Origin of the sequence: Arthrobacter sp. Y-9 (genome assembly GCF_029690065.1) — a bacterium.
In the GTDB taxonomy this organism is placed as follows: Bacteria; Actinomycetota; Actinomycetes; order Actinomycetales; family Micrococcaceae; genus Arthrobacter_E.
Genome location: NZ_CP121463.1, coordinates 1,197,785 through 1,211,964, shown reverse-complemented (window position 1 = coordinate 1,211,964; position 14,180 = coordinate 1,197,785). Strand labels below are relative to the sequence as shown.

Sequence of the window (14,180 nt, the reverse complement as noted above, 5' to 3'; positions counted from 1 at the left end):
TCATGAGTAACTTATCCCACTTTGCGGGCCGGGTAAAGGGTGCGCGAAGCCCCGGCCCGAGCCGCAATAATCCCGGAGCCGCCGACATAAACCGGGGGCGACTGGAACATTCTTGGTGCGACCTGGGTCACATGCCAAGATGACGCTACGTACCCCCGGAGGGAAGGAATCGCCATGGTCCGGAAAGCAGCGTCCAGCGGAGCAGACAGCCAGCAGGACACCACCTCAGGCACCGCGTCGCCACGCGCCAGGAAAGCCGCCGCGACGTCCATTCCGCCCGAACCGACGCCGACTCTCGAACCGGTCGCGCCGACCCTCGAACCCACGGTCGCCGCCGTCGTCGCTCCGGATGTCAAGACCGGCCCCGCCAAGTCGTCCGGTGTCCGGGGCGCCCTCACCAAGCGCATTCCGGCGCCGCGCCGTTCGCGGACCAGCAAGCCGGCTCCCCGTATCCGCAATCGCAGCAAGGGCGGCGGCCGGCACCTGAACAACATGTCGGAGATCCGGCATTTCTTCCGGACGGATGAATCCCCCATCTTCTTCGTAGGCGCCTCGGCGTTCAATCTGCTGGGCCTCGACCGCTGGGTGCGCGGCTTCTCCTACATCACGTACTACGACAGCTGGGAAGGCACGCATCCTCGGGTGTTCACTCCCGCCGACAAGCCGTATATCGAGTTCCAGAGCGGCGAGGAGATCAACAACTGGCTCCTGACCAATCACGAGGTGCGGGCGCACATCGAGCACCGCACCCCCGCGGGCGTCCACCCCAAGATCGTCATGGTCTTCTTCAATGAGGAGACCGAGCACATCTGCCAGGAACTCGGCTACGAGCTGATCCTTCCGCCGGCCGCGCTGCGCGAACGTCTCGACTCCAAGATGGAGACCACTCGCATCGCCACGTCCGCCGGTGTGGACAGTGTGCCGAACGTGATGACGACGGTGGAGAACTGGGCCGACGTCGTGAAGGCGACCAAGGCGGCCAAGCTCGGCACGGACCTGGTCATCCAGACCGCCTACGGCGACTCCGGCAAGACCACCTACTTCGTCACCTCGGAAGAGGAGTTCGAAGCAGTGGCCGAACACCTCCGGGGTGAGGAGGTGAAGATCATGAAGCGGATCAACAACCGCCCGATCGCGGTCGAGGCCGTCATCACCCACCACGGCACCATCGTGGGCCCGTGCATGACCGAGATCACCGGGCACAAGGCGCTCACCCCGTACCGCGGCGGCTGGGCCGGCAACGAGATGTACCCGGACGTCCTGGCCGAGAAGGCCCGGCACGCCACCACGGAACTCGTGCGGAAACTCGGCGACCGTCTCGCCAAGGAGGGCTACCGCGGCTTCTTCGAAGTTGATGTGCTGCTCGACACGGACACCGACGAGGTGTATCTGGGTGAGCTGAACCCCCGCATCAGCGGGGCCTCCGCCATCACCAACGTGACGGCGGGTGCCTACGCCGACGTGCCGCTTTTCGTCTTCCACCTGCTCGAGTACTCCGGCGTGGAGTTCACCCTGGACGTCGATGAGATCAACGCCCGGTGGGAGGAACTCGCGTCCGAGGACGAGTGGAGCCACATGGTCATCAAGCACACGGACAAGACCGTGGAGCACATCGATGCCGCCCCCACCACCGGTCTGTACGTTCTGGATGGGCAGGGCCGCTTCGTCTTCGCGCACCGAGAGCTGGACTGGCACCTGGTCAACAACGAGTCGGAAGCGTTCTACCTGCGGATTTATGGTCCGGGTGATTACCGGTGGAAGGGCGCCGACCTGGGAATCCTGGTCACGAAGGGCCGACTTCAGGGCTCCCATGGCGGCCTGACGATCCATGCGCGCCACCTCATCGAGTCGATCCGGAGCATGTACCGCGCCACTCCGCTCCCGGATTCCGAACCCGTGAAATGGCCCGCTCCCGCGAAAGGGAATTAAATTACCCATGCCATACTTGGTGGAATGTTTGCAGACGAGAGCTACGGCATGAGCACCGGCCAACCGAGCACTCCGGCAGCCCCTCCTCTGGACCAGTGGCAGCTGGCTCCGCACCTCAACTGGTCGATGCAGAACATCGCCACGTTCCTTCCGGTGCGGTCCATCCCGCGGGGCGTTCGCGCCACCGTCCTGCCCCCGGCCCCGGTCGACCTGTCTGCCGTGCCGGTCCCCCACCCGTGGGAGGACCGGACGGCGACGTTCGCCGAGGTCCTGGAGAACACCTTCACCGACGGCTGGGTGGTGACCAAGGACGGCGCCCTCGTGGGCGAGGGCTACTTCAACACCATGACGCCTGCGAGCGTCCACCTCCTCATGTCCGTGAGCAAGTCCCTCACCACCTCGGTGGCGGGATCGCTTCAGGGCAGCGGGGAACTGGATGCCGACGCGCTCGTAACCAGCTACGTTCCGGCTCTGGCCGGGTCCGGTTACGAGGGCGCGACCGTCCGTCACCTCATGGACATGCGGACGGGCGTCCGTTTCTCGGAGAAGTATCTGGACCCCGACGCCGAAGTGCGGCTTCTGGAACAGGCCATCGGCTGGGCTCCACGGCGGCACCCGAACGCCCCGGCCACCTTGCTGGACTTCCTGGCGAGCCTGGGCAAGGACCGCGACCACGGCGGGGCCTTCGACTACAAGTCGTGTGAAACCGACGCTCTCGGTTTCGTGCTCGAAGGCGCCACCGGCCGTCACGCGGCAGACCTCATGTCCGAGCGCCTCTGGCAGCCCATGGGCGCCGAACTCGGCGCGCACGTCGGCGTGGACAGCGCCGGCGAAGGCATGTTCGACGGCGGCGTCTCGGCGGGCCTGCGAGACCTGGCACGTTTCGGCAACCTGTTCCTGCGGGACGGCTTCGCGCTCGACGACACCCCGGTGCTCCCGTCCTGGTGGGTCGCTGACACGTTCGCCGGTGGCCCCGACAGCCGGGACGCCTTCGCGAACGCACCCGAGCCGACGCTCATGCCGGGCGGGATGTACCGGAACGGGTTCTGGTTCCCGCGGGAGGGCTCCAACCCCCTGCTGGCCCTCGGCATCCACGGCCAGATGGTGTACGTGAACCGGTCCGCCGGCGTCGTGGCCGCCAAGCTCTCCAGCTGGCCGACGCCGCAGGACGGCGAGAAGCTGCTCTGGACCGTGAACGCCTTCGACGCGGTGTCCTGGGTCCTGACCCGCTGAACCGCCACAAGTCCAGCCCCTCTCAGGCCGTCCCCCACGTTCAGGGGGACGGCCTGAGTCGTCTCCGGGACGCGCATCCCAGGAACTGGTTCCGCCGGACCGGCTTCCGCCCGGATACGCTGGGATCATGAAGCCATTGATCGCTGTACTCGCTGCTCAGGGACGTTCCGGCCAGGCGTGCGTGGCCGCGCTGCTGGAGGCCGGCTTCCGGGTCCGGGCGGGCGTCAGGTCCGAGTCGACCTTGCAGGAACACCCCGACCTGGAGGTGGTGCGCTGCGACGCCAGGAACAAGGACGAGGTCGCGACGCTCCTGGACGGGGCCGATGTGGCGGTCAGCATGATCGGCCACAACCGTCGCTCCAGCGCCGATGTGCAGTCGGTGGCGATTCAGCACTGCGTGGACATCGTCTCCGAGCGCCAGCCGGAGACCCGCATCATCTCGCTCACCGGGACCGGGGTCCGTCTCCCTGGGGACCGCATCCCCCTGTTCGACCGGGCGGCCAACTTCGCGATCGGCGTCGTGGATCCGAAGCGCATCGCCGACGGCAAGGAGCACGTGCGGATCCTTCAGGAGAGCACGGTGGACTACACGATCCTCCGCGTCTTGAAGCTCACAGGTGGACGTCACCAGGGCACAGTGACCCTCACTCCCCACGGCCCGGCAGAGCTGTTCACCCCGCGCGCCCGGGTCGGAGCCGCCGTCGTGCAGCTGATTGAAACCGGAGCCTTCCAGCGCGCCCTGCCCGTCATCAGCGGCACGTCCGCCTGACTCTCGCTCAGAGGCGTCCGGCCAGCTCCATCAGCCGCTGACGGAAGGCGGCGAACCGTTCGTCCTCGCCTCGGTGCGGGTGCACGCGGTTGGTCAGCAGGACCGCTGTCCGCCGTCCTCCCGGCACGAATCCGAAAGCCGTTCCGGTGTAGCCGCCGTGCCCCGCCGGAATCCTGGTGCTGCCCGGCGCCAGCGCGCGGAGCCACGGCTCGCCCACCCGGAGGCCGACCGCCTGTTCGTACGACCCCGCAACAGGTCCGGCGACGGGCGTCGTGAGGAGAGCGGCGGCCTCCGGACGGAGCACCTCGCGCCCTTCATGGACTCCGCCGTTCCGCAGCATCTCGGCGAAGGTGAGCAGGTCGTCGGCCGTGCTGAACAGACCGGCGTTGCCGCTCACGCCGCCCAGCGCCCAGGCGGTCTCGTCGTGGACCTGTCCGTGGACCAGCCCCCGGCCCGGCTGGATCTCGGTCGCCGCGATCCCGTCCAGGGGCGCCGAAGGCCGATAGCCGGTGTTCATGAGGCCCAACGGACGCAGGATCCGGTCCCTCATGATGTCGTCGAGCGGTCTGCCGGTCATGGCCTCCAGGCACAGGCCCAGCCAGATGAAGCCGACGCACGAGTAGGCATGGACGGCCCCGGCGGGACCGGTGGGCAGCACGGTGCGGAACCGTTCCCAGGCGTCGGGTCCCGGATCATTGTGGTCCCATTCGCTCGGCAAGCCGGCCCGGTGCGTCAGGAGGTCGAGGAGCGTCACGGTCGGCAGCCCGCGGTACTCCGGCAGCCAGGCGCTCACCGGGATCCTCAGGCCGTCCAGCCCGGCCTCCAGCAAGCCTCGGTCCGCGAACTCCGCGAGTGCCGTGGCGCTGACGAACGCCTTGGTGATCGACGCCAGATCGAACAGGGTGTCCGGCGTGACCGGTGCGCCGCATCGGCAAGCGCCGCTCTCATCCTGGCAGTCGACGGTCAGCCCGTGGGCCTCTCTCGCGAGCACCTCCCCCGCATCACTCACCAGGACGACGACGGCGGAGAACAGCGGCGCCGAACCGTCGCCGGGGTGGAGGGCGGCGAGCACGTGGTCGCGGAGGGCTTGCACCGCCGTCGTGCGGGGAGTCGGGTGTTCCGTCATGGTCGCATTCTGCCATTCGACGGCGGCCGCCACGGCCATCCCGCGCGCCCGAGAGCAGTCCGAAACCAGCCCGGAAAACCTGAAAACAAACCACACAGTGTACCGCTGCGGCCGCTGGAACCACAGGGGTACCGTCGAGCGACGCACGCCTGTTTGGCTGGAATCACGGTCGCGGAAAGCGGCCACCGGCACAGTCATTCGAAAGGAGAACAGCATGGCTGACACGAAGAACCCCGGGCAGTCCGGAAACCGCAAGGACACCGAGGAACAGGCCCGTCGCGGCGGAGAGGCCAGCACCGGCAAGTTCGGTTCAGAACACGGTGCCGATCCCCACGAAGCAGGACGCAAGGGTGCCGAAGCACAGCCCCACGAGGCCAAGGTCCGTGGAGGCCGGAACAGCCACCAGGGCGCCCGGACGTCCTGACGGACCCGACGACGGTGTGAGCGTCAGGAGCGGAGGGCTTCGGTGACCGCTTGGAGGAAGTCCTCGACGACGGCGAGTTCGTCGGGGTTGAAGGATCCGGCCGCAGCGAGCAGGGACGACACCTGCCGCTGGAGGCTGGATTCGAGCAGCACCCGCGCCGCTTGCGTGGTGTGGAGCACCAGTCCCCGGCGGTCCTTGGGGTCCGGTTCGCGGCGCAGGTACCCCGCGTGCTCGAGCCGGTTGACGAGGGCCGTGGTGGAGGCGGAGGTGATGCCGAGGTGGTGTCCGAGCGCTCGGGGGCTGACCGCGCCCCCGTCCGAGCCATCCAGGACGAAACGCAAGGCCGAGAGGTCGTTGCTCTTGATCTTCAGGTCTGCCATGAGGTTCGTGCGGGTTTCGGCTTCCACCACCACGAACTCCCTCAGCAGGTGGAGTGCGGACAGGACGCGGTCCTGCTCGCCTCCCTCAAGCCAGCTTCTGTTGATGAGTTCCAGTGCCATAGGACACCATTCCCCTTCCACTCTCTACCTACTAGACGATCTAGTGACATCGCCCCCGGCAGCAAGTCTATGCCCCGGACGGCCCGGTGAGCTGGCGCGCTTTTGCTTTTCGGACCGAAAAATGCGTCCCTGGCGAACCGAGACCCACTTCGTTGTGACACGGCGAACAATCATCCGCACTGCAAACAGCGCAATTGGAGGAAATGAACCATGAGTGATCAGTACACGTTCCGCGACCCCGTCACGCTGTTCCCGGAGGTGACTCCTCCCATCCAGCACCAGGAGCCTCCCGGGCTGGAGATCCTGATGACCCCCGAACCGGATCTCGGGGACGACTACTACCGTGGCCTGGGCCGCCTGGAGGGCCGAATAGCCCTCGTGACCGGCGGCGACTCCGGGATCGGGGCCGCGGTCGCCATCGCCTTCGCCCGGGAGGGGGCGGATGTCGCCATCTCGTACCTTCCCGAAGAAGAGGACGACGCGGCCAGGATCGCCGGGCTCATCGAGAAGGCCGGGCGCAAGGCACTCACGCTGCCCGCCGACCTCACCGACCCGGACGCTCCGGCTGCACTCGTCACCGACGTCGTGGAAGGGCTCGGCGGACTCGACATCCTGGTGAGCAACGCCGGGCGCCAGGTCGCCACCGCGCAGCTCGACGAGATCGAGGAGGCACAGTTCGAGGAGACGTTCCAGATCAACGTCTTCGCGATGATCCGCCTGATCCAGGCCGCGGTGCCGCACATGCCGCCGGGATCGAGCATCGTGGCCAGCACATCGATCCAGGCGTACAAACCGTCCGCGGATCTGCTGGACTACGCCTCCACGAAGGCCGCGATCAACAACCTCACCAAGGGCCTCGCACAACAACTGGCGCCGAAGGGCATCCGAGTCAATGCCGTGGCACCGGGTCCCGTCTGGACGGCGCTGCAGATCAGCGGCGGGCAGCTGAAGGAGAGCCTGCCCGAGTTCGGCAAGGACACCGCGCTCGGCCGTGCCGGTCATCCGGCGGAGATGGCTCCGTGCTACGTCTTCCTGGCATCCTCCGAATCCAGCTACGTGGTGGGCGAGACACTCAACGCGAACGGCGGCATTCCCAGCCCGTAAGAAGACGGCCGCGGGCGCGGCCCACCGGAGGTGAATGATGGAAGACAGCGACGACGACTACCGGCGCCGCGAATCCGAGACACATCGTCTGGACCGGCATTGGAGCGAGCTTCTGCAGGAGCTCCGCGTCACACAGACGGCCGCGCAGATCATCGGCGGCTTTCTGTTCACGTTGCCCTTTCAGCAGCGTTTCGCGTCCCTCGACTCGTTGGACAAGGCGCTGTACCTGGGGCTCGTCCTCCTGGCCGCGGCCACCACGATCATCACGCTCCTGCCGGTGGCCGTCCACCGGCGCGTGTTCCGCCACCATCAGCGCGGGTCGCTGGTGGGCCTGGCGGACCGCGCAAGCAAGACGGTCCTGGTGCTGCTGCCCCTCCTGGTGGCCGGCACGCTGACCTTCACGGTCGGCGTCGTGGCCGGCAGGACGGCGGCCACCGTCTGTGCAGTGGCGGCGATCGGAGTGCTCGCCCTCCTCTTCGTCGCGGTCGCATTCATCGGTCCGCGGGTGCACGCCGCCGTGGAGGACGTGGAGGAAGGCGACAGGGAGAACCGCCACTGACACGTCCTCCTGAGAGCAACGGAGAACGGCCCCGGGATTTTCGTCCCGGGGCGGTTCTCGCTGGTCGGTGTTGTGGTGGATCAGGGAGGCGAAAACCTTTCAGGAGTTACGGAGCGCGTCGATCAGTTCCGACTTGCGCTTATCCGAATACCCTTTCAACCCGATCTCCTTGGCCTTGGATTTGAGCTCCTTGACCGTCCAGTCCTCGTAATCACCGGATTTTCCGCCTTTACGGCCGACTGCGCTGCGGCCTTTCTTGGCTGCGGCATTGGAAATCCTGGCTGCTTTGCCCTTGGAAGCCCCGTCCTCGCGGAGTTCCTCATAAAGCTCGGGGTCCTTCAATGATGGATTCTTCTTGTCAGGCATGATGTCTCCTTCATGAAAGTTCACAGGCCGCGCAAGGTTCCGGAGACGCCCGCTGGCGCTCTTTTCCGGGCCTCGCTTCTCAGCCGGCGTCGAAACGGTCCGACTCCGGCTCGTGGTGCTCGTCGAGGTCGGTCCCGGAGCCGTCCGGCACGTCTTCGGCGCTGCGCTCCGGCTCGGAGCCGCGCTGAACGCGGGTCCTTTCGCGGTCGTCGGATTGGTTCCCCACGTCATGCCCCTCGTCCTGAGGGTGGGGATCTCGGTCAGTTTCCTTCTCGTAGTGTCCCATGTTTCGAGCGTACGCCGATCCCTTGTTTTTTACTAGCTTGTCAAGCTATCGTTATTTCAGTTACGTTACCTTCCAACCGCCAGCCCGCACGTTGATGGAGGGATCAGCGCATGACGGCATCATCCGACCTTGCACGGCATGTGCAGGCAGTACTGGTCGACCTCATCGCCCTGCGAATTCAGGGCAAGGAAGCACAGTGGAATGTGGTGGGCCCGAATTTCCGGGACCTCCATCTGCAACTCGACGAAATCGTCGCCGCCTCCCGGCTCCTCTCCGACCGGCTGGCCGAACGCCTGAGGGCTCTGCACGCTGAACCCGACGGACGGACGCGCACCATCACGGAGACGACCACGCTGAAGGAATTCCCTTCCGGCCTGGTGAGCACCGACGTCGTCGTGACTGACATCGGCGAGCGGCTGCACGCGGCAGCCGCCACCGCTCGTGCCGTGCATGACGCCGTGGACGAGGAGGATCCCACCACGGCGGACCTCCTCCACGACGTCCTCGAAACGCTCGAACAGCTCCATTGGATGCTGACCGCCGAGCATCCGGAGCTGCGCCACAGCAGCGACTGACCCCGCCGGACATCCGGCCACCCGTCAAGACGTTCGAACGGCCATCTCATGGCATCCCGGTTCCGCCGTCCTCGCACCACCCGTCAGGAGAAGAACATGCGTCTTATCAGCAGGAACGAGCACATCGTCGACAACGTCGTCCAGTCCCAATTCGAGATGTACCGCAATGGCACCGTCATCGGGGTCGCCCGCTACCAGATGCGTGGCGACCGGATCGTGTTCATGCTCTGCCAGACCACGCCGGCCTGCTCCCGCCTGGAGAGAAGGTCGTTCTACCTGGCCGCCGTGCGCGATGCGCACCATCGGCACCTGCGGATCGACATCACCTCCCGCTCCATGGCGGAGGAACTGCGTGTTCCGCGCGCCGAGCGCGAGCTGTCGCCGGCAGTCTGACCCGTTCACCTCGAACGCCCCGGCACACCACCGCCGGACACCCGTCGCAAGGGACGGAGCGCAGTTCCACATTCCTCAAGGAGATGATGCAGTTGGCACAGATTCAGGAAGAGATCGACGTCAGAGCCCCGTTATGGCTCAGCTATGAGCAGTGGGCCGAGTTCGAACTCTTTCCCCAGTTCATGAAGCACCTCGTGGCGGTCGAGCGGCAGGAGGATGCGCCGGCCCTCCTCACCGCCGAGATCGGCGGCAGGCACCGCACGATCAAGACGACCATCGAAGAGCAGCGTCCGGACCGCCTCATCCGCTGGGACTGCAGCGACGGCCTCGAGAGCCACGGCCAATTGCTCTTCGATTCCCTGGAGCCTGAACGGACGCGGATCACCGTGGACGTCATCTGGGATCCCCGCGAGCCCTCGGAACACACCGTCTCCTTGTTCCGGCTGGAGCCGACGAGCGTCCGCGAGGATCTCGAACGGTTCCGGGATTTCGTCGAGAAGCGCCACGCGGATCGGAAGAAGGCCCGCGCCCATCAGGATGAAGCGCATCCACTGACCGGTCCACTGCTGCTCAAGGAGACCCGGCGCGAACCAGCACTCGTGGGCGAGGTGTCCACGAGGCTCTCCGGCGACGACCTCCCGAAGGACCCCTCCGGAACGCTGCCGTACGGCGTGGGGTTCGCGTCCCAGGACAATCCCGGAGAAGACCGCCCCCAGATGTCCATCGTGCTCTGAGAACACTGCACTGAGCATACTTCCCCGCCGTGGCCGGACGGCCCTGGGCTCACGGCGGGTCGTCCCGAGGGCGGGGCTGACCAGCCACGGGATACACGGAAGGGTGGCCGCACCTGAGGTGCGGCCACCCTTCTTCCGTGACGCGGAGTGCGCGTCACGTGCGGGACGTCAGCTGCGCGGCGAAGCGAGCTCGGCGTCGTCGTCCTTCTCGTGTTCGTCCTCCACCAGAAGGACCGGGGCGTCCGACGCCGGGGCGCCGCTCAGGCGCTCGGCCTCCAGACGCTCCGCCTCTTCGCCGCCCACAGCCTCGCCGCGGGCGACCATGCCGGCCGTGTCGGACAGCGGGATCTGCTTGAGGGTGATGGCCAGCAGCAGCGCCACCGCGATGAACGGGATGAGGTACCAGAACACCGGGGCCAGGGAGTCGGCGTAGGCGTTCACGATCGCGTCGCGGACGGCGGACGGCAGCTGGGACAGCGTCTGCGGATCCAGCGTCTTGGTGGCCTGGGAAGCCTGCTCGCTCGAGGCGCCGGCACCGGTGAACGCCTTGGTCAGCGAGTCGGCGAGACGGGTCGTGAAGAGAGACCCGAACACGGCGACACCGAGGGAGGCGCCCACTTCGCGGAAGTAGTTGTTGGTGCTGGTGGCGGTGCCGATCTGCTCGGCCGGGACCGCGTTCTGCACCACCAGGACGATCACCTGCATGATCAGGCCGAGGCCTGCGCCGAAGATGAACAGCTGGATGCAGATGACCCAGATGGGAGTGGCGGCCGTCAGGGTGGTGAACCAGAGCATCGCCACGATCGTCAGCCCGGCCCCGAGGATGGGGTACATCTTGTACTTACCGGTCTTGGAGATGCGGATACCGGAGAAGATCGAGGTCCCCATCAGGCCGACCATCATGGGCAGCATCAGCAGGCCGGAGACGGCCGCCGAGGTGCCGGAGGACATCTGAAGGAACGTCGGGACGAAGGCGATGGCCGCGAACATGCCGAGACCGAGCGTGAAGCCGATGGCCGTGGCGTTGATGAAGATGCGGTTCTTGAACAGGCTCAGCGGGATGATCGGGTCCTCGGCCTTGCGCTCCACGAGCACGAACAGGACGGCGGCCACGAGGAGACCCGCGCCGAACAGCCACGTGGTGGGCGAATCCCAGCCCTCGTCCTTCTTGCCGCCGAAGTCGGTGAAGAAGATGAGGCAGGCGGTGGCGGCGGACAGCAGCAGCACGCCGAGGATGTCGATACGCTTCTCGGCCTTCTTGTTCGGCAGGGTCAGCGTGAACCAGGCGATGGCGAAGGCCGCGATGCCGATCGGGATGTTGATGTAGAAGGCCCACTCCCAGGTGAGGTGGTCCACGAAGAAGCCGCCCAGCAGCGGGCCGGCGACGGCGGAGAGTCCGAAGATGGCGCCCAGCGGGCCCATGTACTTGCCGCGTTCCTTGGCGGGCACGATGTCGGCGATGATCGCCTGCGAGAGGATCATGAGGCCACCACCGCCCAGGCCCTGGATGGCGCGGAAGATCACGAACGACCAGAAGTCGGTGGCGAACGCACAGCCGACGGACGCCGCGGTGAACAGGCCGATCGCGACGAGGAAGAGGTTGCGGCGGCCGAGGACGTCACCGAACTTGCCGTAGATCGGCATGACGATGGTGGTCGCCAGAAGGTAGGCCGTGGTGATCCACGCCTGGTGTTCCACGCCGCCGAGCTTGCCGACGATGGTCGGCATCGCGGTGGAGACGATGGTCTGGTCGAGGCTGGACAGCAGCATCCCGGCGATCAGGGCCGAGAAGATGATCCAGATTCTTCGTTGGGTCAGCAGCAGGGGTTGCGCTGCCTTGGTGATGGTGCTCATGGGCGGTCCTCGGTGGTGTCAGAAGAGGGGATGTCGAAGGAGTCGGACGAGTGGTCGAAAAGTGCGCGGGCGGCGCGGAGATTCGTGGCCAGCAGCTCGCGATACGGGGTGGTGTTGTCCTCGGAGAAGAAGGTCTGGTTGGTCTTCTTGCACACGGCACTGAAGACGGCGACGGCCATGACGATCTCCGGGTGATCCACCGGAAGGCCCTCGCGGGAGGCGACGAGCTCCGCGAACTGGCGTTCCCGGGCCTCCCCTTCCGCGGTCAGACGGCCGAGCAGCTGGGGCTCCGCGGCGATGGCCGCGATCAGCTGGCGGACCTCCGTCGGGCTGACGGTGGAACGGGTCACGACGTCGACGGTGAAGCGGAAGAGCGCCTCCAGCAGCGTGCCGGAGATCCTTCCTTCTTCACGCCGGGGGTTCGCGGCGAACGTCTCGAGCGCGTCGTGAGGCAGTTCATCCGAGAAGGCGCCGATCACGGCGTCCTCCTTGGTGTGGAAGTAGTTGAAGAACGTGCGACGGGAGATGCCTGCCTGCTCGCAGACCTCCTCCACGGTGAAACCGCTCAGGCCGTGGGCCGCCGTGAGGGACCGCGCGGCCGCGGTGATCGCCTGACGCGTCGCCGCGCGCTTGCGTTCCCGCAGTCCGCCCTCAATGTTTGCACTATTACTCACATAGTGTATTTTTGCACCATTAGTTGCCTTGTGCAATCTTTTGCCCGTGAGGGGCTCATCACACTCCCCCCACGCTTTCTCTGCGAACGACGACGGCGCCGCTCACCTCTGAGGTGAGCGGCGCCGTCGTCGGTTGTCCGGGATGTGGTGACCGGGCGGATCAGTCAGGTTCGGTCAGTCAGTGCCGGTCATTCCGCTTGCCAGAGTTCAATCTTGTTGCCCTCCGGGTCGATGACCCACGCGAAGCGGCCGACGCCCTCCATCTCCTGGACGTCGTCCACCACGTTCGCGTCCTTGTCCCGGAGCTGAGCGAGCATGGCATCCAGGTCCCGGACCCGGAAGTTGAACATGACCTGCTGAGTCTGGGAGCCGAAATAGTCCGTGTCGGCCGGGAAGGCGGCGAAGACCGTAGGGCCGGCTTCCTGCTGCCAGAGGCCGTGCTCGTCGAGGTCCAGTCCGAGGACGTCCCGGTACCAGGTGGTCAGAGTCTCGGGGTCGGCCGATCGCACGAAGTGCCCGCCGATGCCAGTCACGCGTTCCATGAGGACAGCATCGCATGGTGATCGGGCGGGGTACAGCGTCAGTCGAGTGTCACCGGGACTGGTGGCCGAGGATCGCCTGAATCGCGTCAACACTGACCTGATAGGCCTCCGAGCCAGGCCTGATGATGGCGAGATGATCGCCTTCGACCTGGATCAGCCGAGCGTCGGCTCCGGCCTCCTGCGCTGCCGTGACGTACTCCTTCGACAACGAGAAGGGCACGATCTTGTCCAGGCCCGGGTGCAGTGCGATGAGCGGCACGCTCAAGGGGATGTTCTTCAGCGGGTCCGCCTGCTCGTACACCGCGGGGTTCTCCTCGGGGGTCGCGCCGAGGAAGTTCACGGCGGCCCCATCGCCGATGCCGAGTCGCGCGCTCTCGGTCAGCGCCAAGGGGCCGGCTTGACTGACCACGCCCGCGACTTCGACGTGCCCCGCGGCCCAGGCGGCGAGCTGACCGCCCGCGGAGTGGCCCAGCAGGACGATGGGGAGGCCGCTCACCGCGGTGTCCTGCAGGGCACGGATTCCGGCGACGATGTCCTCTCCCGTCGCGGGCCAGCCGCCGTCGCCCGCTCCGTCGGAGTCACCGACGCGGCGGTACTCCAGATTGAGGACAGCGAAGCCGCGGGCCGCCAGATCCTCGGACTCGTCGACAGTGTCCTCCGCCGTGTATCGCTCCCGCCAGAAACCGCCGTGGATCGCGACCACGACCCCGCGCGCCGTCCCCTCGGGAAGATAGAGGTCGCCCCACTGGTTTTTCCCCGGCCCGTACTGAATTCTCTCCGGCATGTCGGATCCCTCTCGTGGCATTTCAGTGGACCGGAATCCGGCCGGGCCGCACGTGATCGCGACGGCTTGGGATGAGGGTAGTGCGAGGGCTTGTCACGTAGCGAGTCGAACGGGGGCGCCCCGCGCTTGCGCTTCGTCGTTCGAGTGAATGTCTCACTCAGCGCACTGTTTCACTCAGTGCAGTAGGGCGCCGACCTTGGCAATGACAATGCCTGACACAGTGCACGACCAGGCCGCCGCACCCTCATCCACGGTCACGAACAGGGGGTGACTCCCCGGGTGCACGGGACAAGGCGGCCAGTTGGATACTCCGGTGTCCTGGCATTGC

Annotated in this window: 17 protein-coding genes; 9 read left to right on the top strand and 8 right to left on the bottom strand. The window is 66.5% G+C overall.

The features are described from left to right. The first annotated feature begins 174 nt into the window (after nucleotides 1-174). The 3 genes from P9849_RS05280 (at nucleotide 175) to P9849_RS05270 (ending at nucleotide 3,931) form a co-directional block, all read left to right on the top strand. Nucleotides 175-1,929, top strand: a complete 1,755-nt coding sequence (locus P9849_RS05280; protein ID WP_278268626.1) for a biotin carboxylase — start codon at nucleotides 175-177, stop codon at nucleotides 1,927-1,929. Nucleotides 1,930-1,953: 24 nt separating this feature from the next. Beyond that, nucleotides 1,954-3,162 (top strand): serine hydrolase, encoded by a 1,209-nt coding sequence (locus P9849_RS05275; RefSeq protein WP_208188407.1) that lies wholly within the window; start codon nucleotides 1,954-1,956, stop codon nucleotides 3,160-3,162. A gap of 127 nt (nucleotides 3,163-3,289) precedes the next feature. Then, entirely contained in the window at nucleotides 3,290-3,931 is a 642-nt protein-coding gene (locus P9849_RS05270) for an NAD(P)H-binding protein (RefSeq protein ID WP_278268625.1), read from the top strand. A 7-nt stretch (nucleotides 3,932-3,938) separates the two neighbouring features. On the opposite strand, the gene P9849_RS05265 is transcribed toward P9849_RS05270, so the two are convergent. Beyond that, complete coding sequence (locus P9849_RS05265) at nucleotides 3,939-5,057, bottom strand: serine hydrolase domain-containing protein (RefSeq protein WP_278268624.1); 1,119 nt, start codon at nucleotides 5,055-5,057, stop codon at nucleotides 3,939-3,941. A gap of 214 nt (nucleotides 5,058-5,271) precedes the next feature. Here P9849_RS05265 and P9849_RS05260 point away from each other — a divergent pair, with 214 nt between their 5' ends. Then, on the top strand, nucleotides 5,272-5,481 hold the full coding sequence (locus P9849_RS05260) for a stress protein (RefSeq protein ID WP_278268623.1): 210 nt from the start codon (nucleotides 5,272-5,274) through the stop codon (nucleotides 5,479-5,481). Nucleotides 5,482-5,504: 23 nt separating this feature from the next. Here P9849_RS05260 and P9849_RS05255 read toward each other — a convergent pair whose 3' ends face one another. Beyond that, the gene (locus P9849_RS05255; RefSeq protein WP_278268622.1) at nucleotides 5,505-5,981 is read right to left on the bottom strand and encodes a MarR family transcriptional regulator; all 477 of its coding nucleotides are present in this window, start codon (nucleotides 5,979-5,981) and stop codon (nucleotides 5,505-5,507) included. A 210-nt stretch (nucleotides 5,982-6,191) separates the two neighbouring features. Here P9849_RS05255 and P9849_RS05250 point away from each other — a divergent pair, with 210 nt between their 5' ends. Together P9849_RS05250 and P9849_RS05245 are read left to right on the top strand one after the other, a co-directional pair. Next, nucleotides 6,192-7,085, top strand: a complete 894-nt coding sequence (locus tag P9849_RS05250; protein ID WP_278268621.1) for an SDR family oxidoreductase — start codon at nucleotides 6,192-6,194, stop codon at nucleotides 7,083-7,085. 34 nt (nucleotides 7,086-7,119) lie between these two features. Beyond that, complete coding sequence (locus P9849_RS05245) at nucleotides 7,120-7,644, top strand: DUF6328 family protein (protein ID WP_278268620.1); 525 nt, start codon at nucleotides 7,120-7,122, stop codon at nucleotides 7,642-7,644. Between the two features lie 99 nt (nucleotides 7,645-7,743). On the opposite strand, the gene P9849_RS05240 is transcribed toward P9849_RS05245, so the two are convergent. Both P9849_RS05240 and P9849_RS05235 read right to left on the bottom strand, forming a co-directional pair. Further along, nucleotides 7,744-8,010, bottom strand: coding sequence for a Rho termination factor N-terminal domain-containing protein (locus tag P9849_RS05240; RefSeq protein ID WP_278268619.1), 267 nt, complete (start codon nucleotides 8,008-8,010; stop codon nucleotides 7,744-7,746). Nucleotides 8,011-8,089: 79 nt separating this feature from the next. Continuing rightward, on the bottom strand, nucleotides 8,090-8,236 hold the full coding sequence (locus tag P9849_RS05235) for a hypothetical protein (protein WP_278268618.1): 147 nt from the start codon (nucleotides 8,234-8,236) through the stop codon (nucleotides 8,090-8,092). Between the two features lie 170 nt (nucleotides 8,237-8,406). Here P9849_RS05235 and P9849_RS05230 point away from each other — a divergent pair, with 170 nt between their 5' ends. The 3 genes from P9849_RS05230 (at nucleotide 8,407) to P9849_RS05220 (ending at nucleotide 9,998) form a co-directional block, all read left to right on the top strand. Continuing rightward, nucleotides 8,407-8,871, top strand: coding sequence for a DNA starvation/stationary phase protection protein (locus P9849_RS05230; protein WP_278268617.1), 465 nt, complete (start codon nucleotides 8,407-8,409; stop codon nucleotides 8,869-8,871). A 96-nt stretch (nucleotides 8,872-8,967) separates the two neighbouring features. Next, entirely contained in the window at nucleotides 8,968-9,264 is a 297-nt protein-coding gene (locus P9849_RS05225; protein ID WP_278268616.1) for a hypothetical protein, read from the top strand. A gap of 92 nt (nucleotides 9,265-9,356) precedes the next feature. Further along, complete coding sequence (locus tag P9849_RS05220; protein WP_278268615.1) at nucleotides 9,357-9,998, top strand: SRPBCC family protein; 642 nt, start codon at nucleotides 9,357-9,359, stop codon at nucleotides 9,996-9,998. A 168-nt stretch (nucleotides 9,999-10,166) separates the two neighbouring features. Here P9849_RS05220 and P9849_RS05215 read toward each other — a convergent pair whose 3' ends face one another. The 4 genes from P9849_RS05215 to P9849_RS05200 form a co-directional block, all read right to left on the bottom strand. Further along, nucleotides 10,167-11,852 carry an MDR family MFS transporter gene (locus P9849_RS05215; RefSeq protein WP_278268614.1) on the bottom strand — a complete coding sequence of 562 codons (1,686 nt, stop codon included), beginning with the start codon at nucleotides 11,850-11,852 and terminating at the stop codon, nucleotides 10,167-10,169. After that, nucleotides 11,849-12,526 (bottom strand): TetR/AcrR family transcriptional regulator, encoded by a 678-nt coding sequence (locus P9849_RS05210; protein WP_278268613.1) that lies wholly within the window; start codon nucleotides 12,524-12,526, stop codon nucleotides 11,849-11,851. Before P9849_RS05210 ends, P9849_RS05215 begins: the two co-directional genes overlap by 4 nt. A gap of 188 nt (nucleotides 12,527-12,714) precedes the next feature. Then, entirely contained in the window at nucleotides 12,715-13,068 is a 354-nt protein-coding gene (locus P9849_RS05205) for a VOC family protein (protein ID WP_278268612.1), read from the bottom strand. Nucleotides 13,069-13,117: 49 nt separating this feature from the next. After that, a complete protein-coding gene (locus P9849_RS05200; RefSeq protein WP_278268611.1) occupies nucleotides 13,118-13,852 on the bottom strand; it encodes an alpha/beta fold hydrolase in 735 nt (244 codons plus the stop codon). Nucleotides 13,853-14,180: the final 328 nt, after the last annotated feature.